This window comes from Proteus vulgaris, assembly GCF_023100685.1.
GTDB lineage: Bacteria > Pseudomonadota > Gammaproteobacteria > Enterobacterales > Enterobacteriaceae > Proteus.
Window position 1 is genome coordinate 152,306 of record NZ_CP090064.1, and the last position, 16,219, is coordinate 168,524.

Below are 16,219 nucleotides of genomic sequence, written 5' to 3' on the forward strand. Positions count from 1 at the left end.
GATGGAAAAATATTTAGTGATGGGAAATCCTGTCGAACATAGCCAATCACCTTTCATTCATCAGTTTTTTTCAAAACAAACTGGAATAGAGTATGGCTATGGACGTTTACTTGTTCCTTTGAATGAATTTGATAAAACAGCGTCTCAGTTTTTCGCGAATGGGGGACGAGGTGCTAATGTTACCGTCCCTTTTAAAGAAGATGCTTTTCGTTTTGTTGATAAATTGACAGATAGAGCAAAAGGATGTGGTGCTGTTAACTCTATTGTTAAACTGGATGATGGCACACTTCTTGGTGATAATACCGATGGACAAGGGCTTATTTTGGATTTAGCCAGACTTGATTTTATTGTACCTGGCAAAGTTAGCTCCGTTTTGGTGATTGGCGCTGGTGGTGCAACGAGAGGAATATTGCTTCCATTACTTGATTATGATTGTGATATTACCTTGACTAATCGTACATTCGCCAAAGCTGAGCAACTGGTAAAAGAATTTGGTCAATTTGGTACAATTAGAGCGATAGTCCCCGAAGATGTTGCTGATAAACATTATGATTTAATCATAAATGCATCTGCATCTAGCATGATTAATGATTTACCACCTATCCCTAATGATGTTTATGGTTTTGAAACAGCTTGCTACGATCTTTATTATCAAGCAGGAATGACATCATTTTTATACAACGCATTAAAACATGGCAGCACACGTTTATCTGATGGATTAGGTATGCTGGTAGGGCAAGCAGCCTATGCATTTGAACTATGGTATGAGCGTGTACCAGATATTAATCCTGTTTTAACTGTATTAAGAGAAAAATTGAATCAATGAACCAGTCTATTCAATTTCCAGATCGTGAAACATGGCTAGCTGAGAGTAATAGTGTTCTGTTTCCTGTTATGATCAATGGAATGCTTTTTAATTGTCAAATTACAGAGCAAGAGCTTATTGAGCGTTTTGGTGTTGGAGACGGAATTTTATTATTTAAACAAAATCGTTGGGACATTGAAGAAGAATTTGAAGAGCTGATCACTGAATATGAGTTATCAACTCTTCATCCTATTTATTCTTTATCAATGGCTGATTGATGAGTATCTAAATAATTATTTTTCCACCCAACATAATTATTAGCAGAATAAATAAAGTGCTCTATTTCTTCTGATGAGAGTGGACGGATTTTTTTAACAGGACTACCTAAGTAAAGAAAACCACTCTCAAGCCGTTTTCCTGGTGGAACTAAACTGCCAGCACCAATCATGACATCATCTTCAATAATTGCACCATCAAGTAAAATAGATCCCATTCCAACTAACACTCGATTGCCTATTGTGCATCCGTGTAACATTGCTTTATGTCCAACAGTAACATTATCACCAATAATAAGAGGAAAACCTTCAGGATCATTGTGAGAAATATGAGTGACATGAAGAACGGAACCATCTTGGATATTTGATCTTTCTCCAATACTTATGTAATTCACATCACCTCGAATAACCACCATCGGCCAGATACTGACATCTTTACTAATGCGTACATCGCCAATGACTGTTGCAGTCTCGTCGATAAAAACATCTTTACCAATAGAAGGTGAAAGGTTTAAGTAGTTCCGAATTGTTGATTTCCCCATAATTTGCCTCGTACTTGATTTTGCTTTGTATATAAGAAAAGCATAGCAGTGGATAGGGGGAGTTGACGAGAGAATGATCCTTGCTATTCGTTACTATGAAGATCGAAAATACGATACTAAAAGTAGAAGCAGAGCAATTAAGCATGATTGATAGAATATACCGAATAGACAATAAAAAGATAAGGCGTATATTTTTTGTACTCAAAAAGTGTTTTTAGTATCAAAAATAGACGCAAAGTTCAAAAAGAGAACGAACAGAAAAAAAATTGAAATAAACACTTGCGCTAATCCGAGATCTCCCTATAATGCGCATCCACTGACCGACGATGAGCTGACAACAGCCACGAAGGACAGCGAAGAGAAAAGAAAAAAGTTTGAAAAAACTCTTGACTCTTCAGAGGAATAACGTAATATACGCCTCCTCGCAACAACGCAGAAGACCGGAAACGGCAGCAAATGTTGCACTGCTCTTTAACAAATTATCAGACAATCTGTGTGGGCACTCGCAGAGACGATATCTTCTAAAATATTAGATGTATCAAGTCTTGAAGAGTGAACAACAAAAGTAAATTCATTTATGAATAGCTAAGTTTTCGATTTCTTTGAGCATCAAACACTTTTAATTGAAGAGTTTGATCATGGCTCAGATTGAACGCTGGCGGCAGGCCTAACACATGCAAGTCGAGCGGTAACAGGAGAAAGCTTGCTTTCTTGCTGACGAGCGGCGGACGGGTGAGTAATGTATGGGGATCTGCCCGATAGAGGGGGATAACTACTGGAAACGGTGGCTAATACCGCATGACGTCTACGGACCAAAGCAGGGGCTCTTCGGACCTTGCGCTATCGGATGAACCCATATGGGATTAGCTAGTAGGTGAGGTAATGGCTCACCTAGGCGACGATCTCTAGCTGGTCTGAGAGGATGATCAGCCACACTGGGACTGAGACACGGCCCAGACTCCTACGGGAGGCAGCAGTGGGGAATATTGCACAATGGGCGCAAGCCTGATGCAGCCATGCCGCGTGTATGAAGAAGGCCTTAGGGTTGTAAAGTACTTTCAGCGGGGAGGAAGGTGATAAAGTTAATACCTTTATCAATTGACGTTACCCGCAGAAGAAGCACCGGCTAACTCCGTGCCAGCAGCCGCGGTAATACGGAGGGTGCAAGCGTTAATCGGAATTACTGGGCGTAAAGCGCACGCAGGCGGTCAATTAAGTCAGATGTGAAAGCCCCGAGCTTAACTTGGGAATTGCATCTGAAACTGGTTGGCTAGAGTCTTGTAGAGGGGGGTAGAATTCCATGTGTAGCGGTGAAATGCGTAGAGATGTGGAGGAATACCGGTGGCGAAGGCGGCCCCCTGGACAAAGACTGACGCTCAGGTGCGAAAGCGTGGGGAGCAAACAGGATTAGATACCCTGGTAGTCCACGCTGTAAACGATGTCGATTTAGAGGTTGTGGTCTTGAACCGTGGCTTCTGGAGCTAACGCGTTAAATCGACCGCCTGGGGAGTACGGCCGCAAGGTTAAAACTCAAATGAATTGACGGGGGCCCGCACAAGCGGTGGAGCATGTGGTTTAATTCGATGCAACGCGAAGAACCTTACCTACTCTTGACATCCAGAGAATCCTTTAGAGATAGAGGAGTGCCTTCGGGAACTCTGAGACAGGTGCTGCATGGCTGTCGTCAGCTCGTGTTGTGAAATGTTGGGTTAAGTCCCGCAACGAGCGCAACCCTTATCCTTTGTTGCCAGCGCGTGATGGCGGGAACTCAAAGGAGACTGCCGGTGATAAACCGGAGGAAGGTGGGGATGACGTCAAGTCATCATGGCCCTTACGAGTAGGGCTACACACGTGCTACAATGGCAGATACAAAGAGAAGCGACCTCGCGAGAGCAAGCGGAACTCATAAAGTCTGTCGTAGTCCGGATTGGAGTCTGCAACTCGACTCCATGAAGTCGGAATCGCTAGTAATCGTAGATCAGAATGCTACGGTGAATACGTTCCCGGGCCTTGTACACACCGCCCGTCACACCATGGGAGTGGGTTGCAAAAGAAGTAGGTAGCTTAACCTTCGGGAGGGCGCTTACCACTTTGTGATTCATGACTGGGGTGAAGTCGTAACAAGGTAACCGTAGGGGAACCTGCGGTTGGATCACCTCCTTACCTAAGAGATACGTGTTATGTGTAGTGCTCACACAGATTGTCTGATGAAGAACGAGCAAAAGCGCGTCTGCGAAGCTGACTGAAGTCCCCTTCGTCTAGAGGCCTAGGACACCGCCCTTTCACGGCGGTAACAGGGGTTCGAATCCCCTAGGGGACGCCAATTGCGCGGTATGAGTGAAAGGCGTACCACACTATGTCTGATGAAAATCAGAGAATAGTTAAGATAATTTTAGCAAGTTATTTTAACTATTATGCTCTTTAACAATCTGGAACAAGCTGAAAAATTGAAAACAAATCAATATATCACCGAGGTATATTGATGAGTCTCTCAAAATCTCAAACTTTGAATGTGTTTTTCGACATCGAAGTGGGATGAGCGAGCAATTTACAGTTCGAGGCGGCCAGCGCACAGCCAGCGCAACATACATGAGTATGTGAGCATGGCGAGCACTGCCCAACGACGAAATGTAATCTGCACAGCCATCACCACCCAGACGTCTTCAAGAAGAAACACCTTCGGGTTGTGAGGTTAAGCGAATAAGCGTACACGGTGGATGCCTAGGCAATCAGAGGCGATGAAGGACGTGCTAATCTGCGATAAGCGTCGGTAAGGTGATATGAACCGTTATAACCGACGATTTCCGAATGGGGAAACCCAATATCCAATGGATATTATCATGACGTGAATACATAGCGTCATGAAGCGAACCGGGAGAACTGAAACATCTCAGTACCCCGAGGAAAAGAAATCAACCGAGATTCCCCTAGTAGCGGCGAGCGAACGGGGAACAGCCCAGAGTCTTAATCAATAGCAGCATCAGGAGAACGGTCTGGAAAGTCCGGCAGTAAAGGGTGATAGCCCCGTATCTGAAGATGCTGTTATTGTGAACTCGACGAGTAGGGCGGGACACGTGTTATCCTGTCTGAATATGGGGGGACCATCCTCCAAGGCTAAATACTCCTGATTGACCGATAGTGAACCAGTACCGTGAGGGAAAGGCGAAAAGAACCCCGGCGAGGGGAGTGAAAAAGAACCTGAAACCGTGTACGTACAAGCAGTAGGAGCCTCTTTATGGGGTGACTGCGTACCTTTTGTATAATGGGTCAGCGACTTATATTCTGTAGCAAGGTTAACCGTATAGGGGAGCCGTAGGGAAACCGAGTCTTAACTGGGCGAATGAGTTGCAGGGTATAGACCCGAAACCCGGTGATCTATCCATGGGCAGGTTGAAGGTTGGGTAACACTAACTGGAGGACCGAACCGACTAATGTTGAAAAATTAGCGGATGACTTGTGGATGGGGGTGAAAGGCCAATCAAACCGGGAGATAGCTGGTTCTCCCCGAAAGCTATTTAGGTAGCGCCTCGTGAACTCATCTTCGGGGGTAGAGCACTGTTTCGACTAGGGGGTCATCCCGACTTACCAACTCGATGCAAACTGCGAATACCGAAGAATGTTATCACGGGAGACACACGGCGGGTGCTAACGTCCGTCGTGAAGAGGGAAACAACCCAGACCGCCAGCTAAGGTCCCAAAGTCATGGTTAAGTGGGAAACGAAGTGGGAAGGCTCAGACAGCCAGGATGTTGGCTTAGAAGCAGCCATCATTTAAAGAAAGCGTAATAGCTCACTGGTCGAGTCGGCCCGCGCGGAAGATGTAACGGGGCTAAACCATGCACCGAAGCTGCGGCAGCAATACTATGTATTGTTGGGTAGGGGAGCGTTCTGTAAGCCTGCGAAGGTGTACTGTGAGGTATGCTGGAGGTATCAGAAGTGCGAATGCTGACATAAGTAACGATAATGCGGGTGAAAAACCCGCACGCCGGAAGACCAAGGGTTCCTGTCCAACGTTAATCGGGGCAGGGTGAGTCGACCCCTAAGGCGAGGCTGAAAAGCGTAGTCGATGGGAAACGGGTTAATATTCCCGTACTGGTGGTAACTGCGATGGGGGAACGGAGAAGGCTAGGTTGTCCGGGCGACGGTCGTCCCGGTTCAAGCATGTAGGCAGAGTGATTAGGCAAATCCGGTCACTTAATGCTGAGGTGTGATGACGAACCACTAAGGTGGTGAAGCAATTGATGCCCTGCTTCCAGGAAAAGCCTCTAAGCTTCAGGTTACCAACAATCGTACCCCAAACCGACACAGGTGGTCAGGTAGAGAATACTCAGGCGCTTGAGAGAACTCGGGTGAAGGAACTAGGCAAAATGGTGCCGTAACTTCGGGAGAAGGCACGCTGGCGGTAAGTGAAGTCCCTTGCGGACGGAGCCGAAGCCAGTCGAAGATACCAGCTGGCTGCAACTGTTTATTAAAAACACAGCACTGTGCAAACACGAAAGTGGACGTATACGGTGTGACGCCTGCCCGGTGCTGGAAGGTTAATTGATGGGGTTATCCTTAGGGAGAAGCTCTTGATCGAAGCCCCAGTAAACGGCGGCCGTAACTATAACGGTCCTAAGGTAGCGAAATTCCTTGTCGGGTAAGTTCCGACCTGCACGAATGGCGTAATGATGGCCAGGCTGTCTCCACCCGAGACTCAGTGAAATTGAACTCGCTGTGAAGATGCAGTGTACCCGCGGCAAGACGGAAAGACCCCGTGAACCTTTACTATAGCTTGACACTGAACATTGAGCCTTGATGTGTAGGATAGGTGGGAGACTATGAAATGTGGACGCCAGTCTGCATGGAGTCAACCTTGAAATACCACCCTTTAACGTTTGATGTTCTAACCTAGGTCCATAATCTGGATCGGGGACCGTGTCTGGTGGGTAGTTTGACTGGGGCGGTCTCCTCCTAAAGAGTAACGGAGGAGCACGAAGGTTGGCTAAGCATGGTCGGACATCATGCGGTTAGTGCAAAGGCATAAGCCAGCTTGACTGTGAGAGTGACGGCTCGAGCAGGTACGAAAGTAGGTCTTAGTGATCCGGTGGTTCTGAATGGAAGGGCCATCGCTCAACGGATAAAAGGTACTCCGGGGATAACAGGCTGATACCGCCCAAGAGTTCATATCGACGGCGGTGTTTGGCACCTCGATGTCGGCTCATCACATCCTGGGGCTGAAGTAGGTCCCAAGGGTATGGCTGTTCGCCATTTAAAGTGGTACGCGAGCTGGGTTTAGAACGTCGTGAGACAGTTCGGTCCCTATCTGCCGTGGGCGTTGGAAGATTGAGAGGGGTTGCTCCTAGTACGAGAGGACCGGAGTGAACGCACCACTGGTGTTCGGGTTGTCATGCCAATGGCATTGCCCGGTAGCTAAGTGCGGAAGAGATAACCGCTGAAAGCATCTAAGCGGGAAACTTGCCTCGAGATGAGTCTTCCCTGTCACCTTGAGTGACCTAAAGGAACGTTTAAGACTAAGACGTTGATAGGCTGGGTGTGTAAGCGTAGCGATACGTTGAGCTAACCAGTACTAATGAACCGTGAGGCTTAACCTGACAACACCGAAGGTGTTTTGTCTGAGAGACAAAGAGTAGATGAAGTAGGCTTGTTTAAGATTGAAATTGCTGGTTATGACGAGAAATCGGAGTAACGGGTGATTAAACAGAATTTGCTTGGCGGCCATAGCGCAGCGGTCCCACCTGATCCCATGCCGAACTCAGAAGTGAAACGTTGTAGCGCCGATGGTAGTGTGGGGTCTCCCCATGTGAGAGTAGGGAACTGCCAGGCATTAAATTAAAGCATTAGTGTTGGAAAACATTAATCGCGAAAAGAATACGCGGAGCGGTAGTTCAGTTGGTTAGAATACCTGCCTGTCACGCAGGGGGTCGCGGGTTCGAGTCCCGTCCGTTCCGCCAACTATTTAGGGGCGTAGTTCAATTGGTAGAGCACCGGTCTCCAAAACCGGGTGTTGGGAGTTCGAGTCTCTCCGCCCCTGCCAGTTACCAATTAAGTAATAACAAAATTTATACTTCTTTGTAGCCCAGTTAATTAACTGGGCTTTTTGTTATCTATCATCCTCTAAATCGCTTTCTTTCTGAGCATTTATTATGCTCTATCCTAACAAACTGACTACACATATTTCCCTATATCAGCATATCAGTATGACACTATTATTATTTATTCTAATTAATGAAAAATAAGCTTAAATTCTACTGTGATCCATTGATAACTATAGAGAAATCTAAGCTTTATTGTTGGTTTATAGGCTGTTTTAATAACTGTTGTATTAATGCTTGTTGATCACTGTTATTTAGCCAAACAGCAAATAAAGGTTTTTGAACAATATCTGTTGAGGCTGGCATAAGATCAGAATAAAGATCACGCCAATGTGTGGGAAGAAAAGCAACAGCATGTGTTGTTTTCATTAATTGATAGGCAATAGTTGCTGAATTAGTGGTTAAAACAGGATCAATTTTTTGCTCTGTTCCATTTGGAAGAAAGGACTGAAAATCTGCACTCCACTCTATTTTGATAAATTGTGCTATTTCCTCTGTTCTATCTGATTTTATTCTCATCAACTGAAAAGTAATATTACCAATAATTTTACTTTCTAATTCATCCATCTTGGGTGCTTCAGTTGTAAAAAGAAGATCAAGTTCTCTTGCATGAAGTTGTTTTACAAGAGATTGCCTCGTAGAGACTCTAGATTCGATTCTGAGCTCTTTTCTTTCTAGATAAGATTCCTGTAACCAAGATGTTAGATAAGCTTCCCAGAGTGATGCTGTGGCGCCAATTGATAACTCAGAATGTTGAGATGCATGGCTAATTTCTTTTTTAGCTAAAAGCCATGTATTCATTAACGATTCAGCATAAGGAATAAGCCTTTCACCAGCAACAGTGAGGCGGATATTATTGCGGTGGCGGGTAAACAGATTTGTGCCTAATTGTGTTTCTAATTGCCGTATTCTAAAACTAACCGCAGATTGCGTTAAATAAAGAGATTCAGCGGCTCGGCCAAAGTGTCTAGTCTTACTGACTTCCAAAAAGGTTTTCAGTAATTCGGTATCCACATCTATCTCCAAAAAAATTTGTCGTTACGATTTAAATATTTTGTTTTACAGAACCGCATGACTATCTAATACTCCGCGCCATAAGTATGACGATAGAGAATTAGGAGTGTGTCAGATGGCAGAAAGTTTTATCACGACTAATCGTTTTTTTGACAATAAACATTATCCGCGTGGTTTTTCTCGTCATGGCGATTTCACTATCAAGGAATCCCAGATATTGGAACGTCATGGTCAAGCCTTTAATGAACTTGATCTAGGTAAACGAGAACCTACAACTGAAGCGGAAAAATTATTTGTTGCCATGTGTCGTGGCGAACGAGAAGCAGCAACGGTTGAAGAAAAAATTTGGAAGAAATATACCAGTCGTATAAGTCGTCCAAAACGTTTTCATACATTATCGGGTGGAAAGCCACAGCTCGATCCATCTGATGACTATACCGACTCTGATGATTAATATCATTAGTTTTAGTAAAAAGGGGCGTTTTTTCGCTCCTTTTTATTTATCCATCTAATTGCTTTTGTAAATAGATCATTAGCCTATCCATTGCGCGAAAGCTTAATGCTTCAATTAAATGATTTCTCTGTATTTTCTCTTCACCCGCAAGATCTGCAATTGTTCTCGATACTCTTAAGATTTTATGCCATGCGCGTATAGATAATCCTAATTTATTGAGTGTATCTTCAAGAAAAGTGGCATCACTGGTACTTAATGAGCAATAGCATTCAATTTCTTTTCCTGTTAGGTAAGTATTCACTTTTCCGCACCGTGAAAATTGTCGTTCTCTTGCTTGTAAAACTCTGGCTCTAATTGTCATGCTGTTTTCTGCCTCAAATGAAGGATGAATCAGTGTGCCTTGAGGAAGAAGGGGCATCTCGACCGATAAATCAAATCTATCTAAAAAAGGCCCAGAAACCTTGCTTAAATAGCGTAATATCTGTTTTATTGGTGCTCGATTATGATTACCTTGATAGTGCCCTGTTGGGCTTGGATTTAAAGCACCTATCAGTAAAACATTCGCTGGATAGCTTATTTTGGCTTTGGCTCGTGAAATAGTAATCTCTCTTGCATCAAGTGGCTCACGTAATGCATCAAGTACACGGCGTTCAAACTCAGGCAATTCGTCTAAAAACAAGATCCCATGATGTGCTAAGGTAATTTCTCCTGGTTTAGGGAGTGTTCCACCTCCCGTTAAAGCAACCGCAGATGAAGTATGATGCGGAGCTCTAAAAGGTCTTAAAGGCCATTTTCGTTCATTAAATGTGATTCCCCTTAAACTACTAATGACCAAGACATCAAGTGCTTCTTTAGGGGTTAAAGGTGGAAGAAGCGTACTTATTCTTTGTGCTAACATTGTTTTCCCAGTTCCCGGTGGGCCAAGAAATAAAATGTTGTGATTTCCTGCTGCTGTAATTTCTGCGGCTCTTTTTGCATTATTTTGACCAATTATATCGCTCATATCTTTATTATCTTGATTTTCAATTGCGTCATTAATAATAAATTCTTCAGCTTCAATTAATGGCGTATTATTTTCTAGATGATGACAAATTTCTAAAAGATGAGAGGCTAATAAAGCAGATCTATTTGGTAATAATGAAACTTCAGTCTGATGTTCTATTGATACAATACATATTCGATGATCTTTTGAAGCGCTAAGTATTGAAGGAATAATAGCGTTTACTCGTTGAAGTTTACCTGATAGTGCAAGCTCTCCAATAAACTCATAACGTTCTAATTTATTTGAGGTTAGCTGCTCTGATGCAATTAATATTGCAAGTGCAATAGGTAGATCATAACGTGCTCCTTCTTTGGGTAAATCGGCGGGCGAAAGATTAATTGTTATTCTTTTTGCTGGGTAAATATATCCACTATTAATTAATGCACTTCTTACTCTGTCTTTTGCTTCTTTAACGACTGTCTCAGGCAAACCCACTAATGTTAATCCAGGTAATCCTTGACTAATATGTGCTTCAATCGTAATAAGTGGTGCTGAAATTCCTAAAGAAGCACGAGTATATATTATTGCCAATGCCATTTTTTATTCTCCATTATTTTTAATCTTTTTAATTTATTTTTTCTTGCGTGTTAAATGGAGTATTAAATAAATGCGAGATAACTCTAAAATAAAATAACACATTGAAATATAATGAAAATAAATATTAAAATATAATTATTTTCAATAATATAAAATTAATTAAATATATATTTATCTTCAAAGTTTAAATAATAAAATTCAATAATGAAAAAAATAAAATAATAATAGCAATAACAGAGTTAATCACTATTAAATTAATTATTTTTAGATTAATGCTCTGTTGGTTGTTTTGATTATAAAAATATTTATAAAAATCATTGTGTTGAGATTATTTTCAAAATAAACGTTGTCAATTCTAAAATATCATGATAACTCTAAAAGGACAGAGTGAAAGAAAACACAACAAACATACATTTTAAATAAGAAAAGAAGTTATAAAACTATGAATACTATCGTCCTAGTGATTAGCCTAATTATTGTCAGCGTGGTGGTGATTATTAACCCACCGTGCGGGGCTGCACTAGGACGAAGAAAGGCTAACTAAACTAGCCGGATCTCTTAAAAACCCCCGCACCGAAAGGCGCGGGGGTTTTTTTTGAGCCTGAGTTTGGAAAAGAGATTAAATAGAAAATAAATTCAAATTAAACAAGAAGTTAAGATGGCAGGGTGAGAGAATGAATGGAGCACAGTGGTTAGTACAGGCATTACGAAAACAGCAAGTTGAAACCGTCTTTGGTTATCCTGGTGGTGCGATTATGCCTGTTTATGACGCACTCTATGATGGCGGCGTTGAACATATTTTATGTCGTCATGAACAAGGTGCTGCCATTGCTGCTATCGGTTTCGCCCGTTCTACTGGTACAACGGGGGTTTGTATTGCGACATCAGGCCCAGGCGCTACTAATGTTATCACTGGACTTGCTGATGCATTGTTAGATTCTGTGCCTGTTGTTGCCATCACAGGGCAAGTTGCCTCTGATTTAATTGGGACTGATGCATTCCAAGAGATTGATGTTTTAGGTCTTTCGTTGGCATGTACTAAACATAGTTTTTTAGTCTCATCTGTTGATGAATTACCAAGAGTGTTATCAGAGGCATTTTCTATAGCTTCTCAAGGTCGTCCTGGCCCTGTTTTAATTGATATCCCGAAAGATGTTCAATTAGCCGATGCTTCCCATTTATCAAATTATGAATTACCAGAGGAACAAGAATTTCCTTATCCAACACAAGAGCTAGTACAAGCTAAGCAGATGTTAGCTCAGGCACAAAAACCTATTTTGTATGTAGGTGGTGGTGTTGCCATGAGCAATGCAGTGGAAGCATTAAGAGAGTTTGTAAAGCAAACTGAAATGCCAGTGGTTTCCACTTTAAAAGGGTTAGGTTGTGCCGATGCATTAGATGCCAATTATTTAGGTATGTTAGGTATGCATGGCACTAAAGCGGCAAATTATGCTGTTCAGCGTAGTGATTTATTAATTGCTGTTGGTGCGCGTTTTGATGATCGCGTTACGGGGAAACTAAATACTTTTGCACCTAATGCCAAGGTTATCCATATCGATATCGATCATGCAGAATTAAATAAATTGAAACAGGCGCATGTTGCGTTATTGGGAGATGCTAAGGCGTTGTTGCCTGTTTTGTCTCAGCCATTATCTATCGGATCTTGGCAACAAGAAGTACAAGAATTAAAAACAGAACATGCTTGGCGTTATGATCATCCGGGCTCTGCAATTTATGCTCCTTTGTTATTAAAACAATTATCAGACGCCAAACCTAAAAATACCGTTGTGACAACAGATGTTGGCCAGCATCAAATGTGGTCAGCGCAACATATGACATTTGATGCACCTGAAAATTTTATCACCTCAAGTGGTTTAGGCACCATGGGGTTTGGTATCCCAGCGGCTGTTGGTGCTCAAATAGCTAGGCCAGATGCTTGTGTTATCTGCGTTTCAGGCGACGGCTCTTTTATGATGAATGTGCAAGAACTGGGCACAATCAAACGTAAACAATTACCAATTAAACTGGTGTTATTAGATAACCAACGTCTTGGTATGGTTCGCCAATGGCAAGAGCTATTTTTTGAACAACGTTATAGCGAAACAATTTTAACCGATAACCCAGATTTTGTTGCCTTAGCAAAAGCATTTGATATTCCAGGGCAACGTATTACAGAAAAAGCACAGGTTGTTGATGCAATTACATGTTTATTAGAGAGCGATGGCCCTTATTTATTACAGGTATCTATCGATGACGCTGAAAATGTCTGGCCTTTAGTTCCGCCGGGCGCAAGTAATGATGAGATGATGGAGAAATCAAAATGAACCAACACAATATCACAATTGAAGCCCGTTTTTGTCCAGAGATCTTAGAACGTATCCTGAGAGTTATCCGCCATCGTGGTTTTCATATATGCTCAATGAATATGAATATCACGGAAAGTAATAATATCAATTTAAGCCTGACTGTAAGCAGTCAGCGACCATTAGAACTTTTATGCAGCCAGTTAACAAAATTAGCTGATGTTGCAGGTATTCAAGTATCACATCAACAGAAAGAAAAATTACGATTCATGAGTGCACTCAGTGCCATGTAAGGATAAAAGAATGACAAAGCAAGCTGATTATATTTGGTTTAACGGTGAAATGGTTCCATGGGCTGAGGCAAAAGTACACGTTATGTCTCATGCATTACATTATGGAACTTCTGTGTTTGAAGGTGTGCGTTGTTATGATTCTCATAAAGGACCAGTGGTCTTTCGCCATCGTGAACACATGCAACGTTTACATGATTCAGCAAAAATTTATCGTATGCCTGTTGAGCAAAGTGTTGACGAATTAATGGAAGCATGTCGCGCAACTTTACGTAAAAACAAATTGGTCAGTGCTTATATTCGCCCATTAGTTTTCATCGGTGATGTTGGTATGGGGGTTAATCCTCCGGCTGGTTATAAAACGGATGTGATTATCGCGGCATTCCCTTGGGGAGCATATCTCGGTGAAGAAGCTTTAGATAAAGGTATTGATGCGATGGTTTCTTCTTGGCATCGTGCGGCACCCAATACTATCCCAACTGCAGCAAAAGCGGGCGGTAACTATTTATCATCATTATTAGTGGGTAGCGAAGCGCGTCGTCATGGCTATCAAGAAGGGATAGCATTAGATGTTCATGGTTATTTATCAGAAGGTGCAGGTGAAAACTTATTTGAAGTAAAAGATGGGGTTATCTTTACACCTCCATTTACTTCGTCAGCTCTGCCAGGGATCACTCGTGATGCCATTATTAAATTGGCAAAAGATCTGGGTTATGAAGTACGTGAGCAAGTGCTTTCTCGTGAGTCACTCTATCTTGCAGATGAAGTCTTTATGTCAGGTACCGCGGCAGAAATTACACCTGTACGTAGCGTTGATGGTATCCAAGTAGGTATCGGACGTTGTGGCCCTGTGACCAAAGCAATTCAAAAAGCGTTCTTTGGTCTGTTCACAGGTGAAACAGAAGATAAATACGGCTGGTTAGATCCAATCAATTCATAAACATAATCAAATAAATTTGTTTAGCGGGTAGATGTTCCCTACTCGCTTTCTTTATCGCAGGAGTGTGAAAAATGCCTAAATACCGTTCAGCAACAACGACACATGGTCGTAATATGGCTGGAGCCCGTGCCTTATGGCGTGCAACGGGAATGACTGATGCTGATTTTGGTAAACCCATTATCGCAGTCGTGAATTCATTTACGCAATTTGTACCAGGTCATGTGCATCTGCGGGATTTAGGAAAATTGGTTGCTGAGCAAATTGAAGCAGCTGGTGGTGTTGCTAAAGAATTTAATACCATTGCAGTTGATGACGGTATCGCAATGGGGCACGGTGGAATGCTTTATTCTTTACCATCGCGTGAGCTTATTGCCGATTCTGTCGAGTATATGGTTAATGCACACTGTGCTGATGCGATGGTGTGTATCTCAAACTGCGACAAGATCACTCCGGGAATGTTAATGGCGTCTTTACGTTTAAATATCCCAGTTATTTTTGTCTCAGGTGGGCCAATGGAAGCGGGCAAAACGAAGCTTTCAGATCAACTGATCAAATTAGATCTGGTTGATGCCATGATCCAAGGGGCAAATCCAAATGTTAGTGATGCTGATAGTGAACAAATTGAGCGATCAGCCTGCCCAACATGTGGATCGTGTTCGGGTATGTTTACTGCAAACTCCATGAACTGTTTAACAGAAGCACTGGGATTATCTCAACCGGGAAATGGCTCATTGCTTGCAACTCATGCTGATCGTGAAACATTATTTATTAATGCGGGTAAGCGTATTGTTGAATTAACCAAACGTTATTATGAAAAAGATGATGAATCTGCATTACCACGCAATATTGCCAAAAAAGAAGCCTTTGAAAATGCAATGATTTTAGATATTGCAATGGGCGGTTCGACAAATACGGTTCTGCATTTATTAGCAGCAGCTCAAGAAGGTGAGGTTGATTTCACTATGGAAGATATCGACAGACTTTCTCGCCAAGTGCCTCATTTATGCAAAGTGGCTCCAAGTACACAAAAATATCATATGGAAGATGTTCACCGTGCAGGTGGAGTTATGGGTATTTTAGGTGAATTAGACAGAGCCGGATTACTCAACCGTAACGTAGGTAATATCTTAGGATTAAGCTTGCCAGAAACGTTAGCACAATATGATGTGATGTTAACACAAGATGAGCAAGTAAAATCAATGTTCCAAGCAGGCCCTGCAGGTATTCGTACAACAAAGGCTTTCTCTCAAAATTGTCGTTGGCCAACCTTAGATACTGATCGTGAAAACGGATGTATCCGTAGTAAAGAACATGCTTATAGCCAAGATGGTGGATTAGCGGTGTTATCTGGTAATTTAGCGAAAGATGGTTGTATTGTTAAAACAGCGGGCGTTGATGAAGATAACTTGATCTTTAGTGGTCCTGCAAAAGTATATGAAAGCCAAGATGATGCGGTAGAGGCCATTTTAGGTGGGAAAGTCGTTGCTGGCGATGTGGTAATTATTCGCTATGAAGGCCCTAAAGGCGGCCCTGGAATGCAAGAGATGTTGTATCCGACCTCTTATTTAAAATCAATGGGATTAGGGAAAGCTTGTGCACTTATCACTGACGGGCGTTTCTCTGGTGGAACATCGGGTTTATCTATCGGGCATGTTTCACCTGAAGCGGCAAATGGTGGCGTCATTGGTTTAGTGGAAGAAGGCGATATTGTCTCTATCAATATTCCAACCCGAGAGATCTCATTAAAGGTAGATGATAAAACGTTATCAGCTCGTCGTGATGCACAAAATGCTCGAGGTGATAAAGCATGGACACCACAAAATAGACAGCGCCAAGTTTCGTTTGCCTTACGTGCTTACGCCTCTTTAGCCACCAGTGCCGATAAAGGTGCGGTGCGTGATAAATCTAAATTAGGGGGGTAAG

Annotated in this window: 11 protein-coding genes, 3 tRNA genes and 3 rRNA genes; 14 read left to right on the forward strand and 3 right to left on the reverse strand. The window is 42.5% G+C overall.

Translation table 11 applies throughout. The annotated features are described in order from the left end of the window. Position 1: 1 nt before the first annotated feature. Positions 2 to 826 carry a shikimate dehydrogenase gene (gene aroE, locus LW139_RS00805; protein WP_166539183.1) on the forward strand — a complete coding sequence of 275 codons (825 nt, stop codon included), beginning with the start codon at positions 2 to 4 and terminating at the stop codon, positions 824 to 826. Continuing rightward, complete coding sequence (locus tag LW139_RS00810) at positions 823 to 1,083, forward strand: DUF1488 domain-containing protein (RefSeq protein WP_072071072.1); 261 nt, start codon at positions 823 to 825, stop codon at positions 1,081 to 1,083. The genes aroE and LW139_RS00810 overlap by 4 nt, the downstream gene beginning before the upstream one ends. Here LW139_RS00810 and LW139_RS00815 read toward each other — a convergent pair. Continuing rightward, positions 1,059 to 1,622 carry a gamma carbonic anhydrase family protein gene (locus LW139_RS00815; protein WP_109410197.1) on the reverse strand — a complete coding sequence of 188 codons (564 nt, stop codon included), beginning with the start codon at positions 1,620 to 1,622 and terminating at the stop codon, positions 1,059 to 1,061. The two genes, LW139_RS00810 and LW139_RS00815, sit on opposite strands and share 25 nt — an antisense overlap. A gap of 620 nt (positions 1,623 to 2,242) precedes the next feature. Here LW139_RS00815 and LW139_RS00820 point away from each other — a divergent pair. The 6 genes from LW139_RS00820 to LW139_RS00845 all read left to right on the forward strand — a co-directional run bounded on the left by LW139_RS00820 (position 2,243) and on the right by LW139_RS00845 (position 7,658). Continuing rightward, positions 2,243 to 3,785, forward strand: a 16S ribosomal RNA gene (locus LW139_RS00820). 84 nt (positions 3,786 to 3,869) lie between these two features. Next, positions 3,870 to 3,945, forward strand: a tRNA-Glu gene (locus LW139_RS00825). Between the two features lie 367 nt (positions 3,946 to 4,312). Next, a 23S ribosomal RNA gene (locus LW139_RS00830) occupies positions 4,313 to 7,215 on the forward strand. 116 nt (positions 7,216 to 7,331) lie between these two features. Beyond that, positions 7,332 to 7,447 (forward strand): 5S ribosomal RNA (gene rrf, locus LW139_RS00835). Together the 16S, 23S and 5S rRNA genes with 3 tRNA genes alongside form the textbook arrangement of a ribosomal RNA operon. 51 nt (positions 7,448 to 7,498) lie before the next feature. Beyond that, a tRNA-Asp gene (locus LW139_RS00840) sits at positions 7,499 to 7,575 on the forward strand. A gap of 7 nt (positions 7,576 to 7,582) precedes the next feature. Next, positions 7,583 to 7,658 (forward strand) — tRNA-Trp (locus LW139_RS00845). 250 nt (positions 7,659 to 7,908) lie between these two features. On the opposite strand, the gene hdfR is transcribed toward LW139_RS00845, so the two are convergent. Continuing rightward, positions 7,909 to 8,730 (reverse strand): HTH-type transcriptional regulator HdfR, encoded by an 822-nt coding sequence (gene hdfR / locus LW139_RS00850; RefSeq protein ID WP_166540239.1) that lies wholly within the window; start codon positions 8,728 to 8,730, stop codon positions 7,909 to 7,911. A gap of 115 nt (positions 8,731 to 8,845) precedes the next feature. Between hdfR and LW139_RS00855 the strand changes: the two genes are divergently transcribed. Next, positions 8,846 to 9,184, forward strand: a complete 339-nt coding sequence (locus LW139_RS00855; protein ID WP_036939631.1) for a DUF413 domain-containing protein — start codon at positions 8,846 to 8,848, stop codon at positions 9,182 to 9,184. Positions 9,185 to 9,230: 46 nt separating this feature from the next. Here LW139_RS00855 and LW139_RS00860 read toward each other — a convergent pair whose 3' ends face one another. Continuing rightward, positions 9,231 to 10,763, reverse strand: a complete 1,533-nt coding sequence (locus LW139_RS00860; RefSeq protein WP_109410137.1) for a YifB family Mg chelatase-like AAA ATPase — start codon at positions 10,761 to 10,763, stop codon at positions 9,231 to 9,233. 442 nt (positions 10,764 to 11,205) lie between these two features. Here LW139_RS00860 and ilvL point away from each other — a divergent pair, with 442 nt between their 5' ends. From ilvL to ilvD, 5 genes are all read left to right on the forward strand, one after another. Continuing rightward, positions 11,206 to 11,307 (forward strand): ilv operon leader peptide, encoded by a 102-nt coding sequence (ilvL, locus tag LW139_RS00865; RefSeq protein ID WP_071788577.1) that lies wholly within the window; start codon positions 11,206 to 11,208, stop codon positions 11,305 to 11,307. Between the two features lie 130 nt (positions 11,308 to 11,437). Continuing rightward, a complete protein-coding gene (ilvG, locus tag LW139_RS00870) occupies positions 11,438 to 13,087 on the forward strand; it encodes an acetolactate synthase 2 catalytic subunit (RefSeq protein ID WP_247850500.1) in 1,650 nt (549 codons plus the stop codon). Beyond that, on the forward strand, positions 13,084 to 13,359 hold the full coding sequence (gene ilvM / locus LW139_RS00875) for an acetolactate synthase 2 small subunit (RefSeq protein WP_075674044.1): 276 nt from the start codon (positions 13,084 to 13,086) through the stop codon (positions 13,357 to 13,359). Before ilvG ends, ilvM begins: the two co-directional genes overlap by 4 nt. A 10-nt stretch (positions 13,360 to 13,369) precedes the next feature. Next, positions 13,370 to 14,296, forward strand: a complete 927-nt coding sequence (locus LW139_RS00880; protein WP_109410135.1) for a branched-chain amino acid transaminase — start codon at positions 13,370 to 13,372, stop codon at positions 14,294 to 14,296. Positions 14,297 to 14,367: 71 nt separating this feature from the next. Further along, complete coding sequence (gene ilvD, locus LW139_RS00885; RefSeq protein ID WP_109410134.1) at positions 14,368 to 16,218, forward strand: dihydroxy-acid dehydratase; 1,851 nt, start codon at positions 14,368 to 14,370, stop codon at positions 16,216 to 16,218. Position 16,219 lies beyond the last annotated feature (1 nt).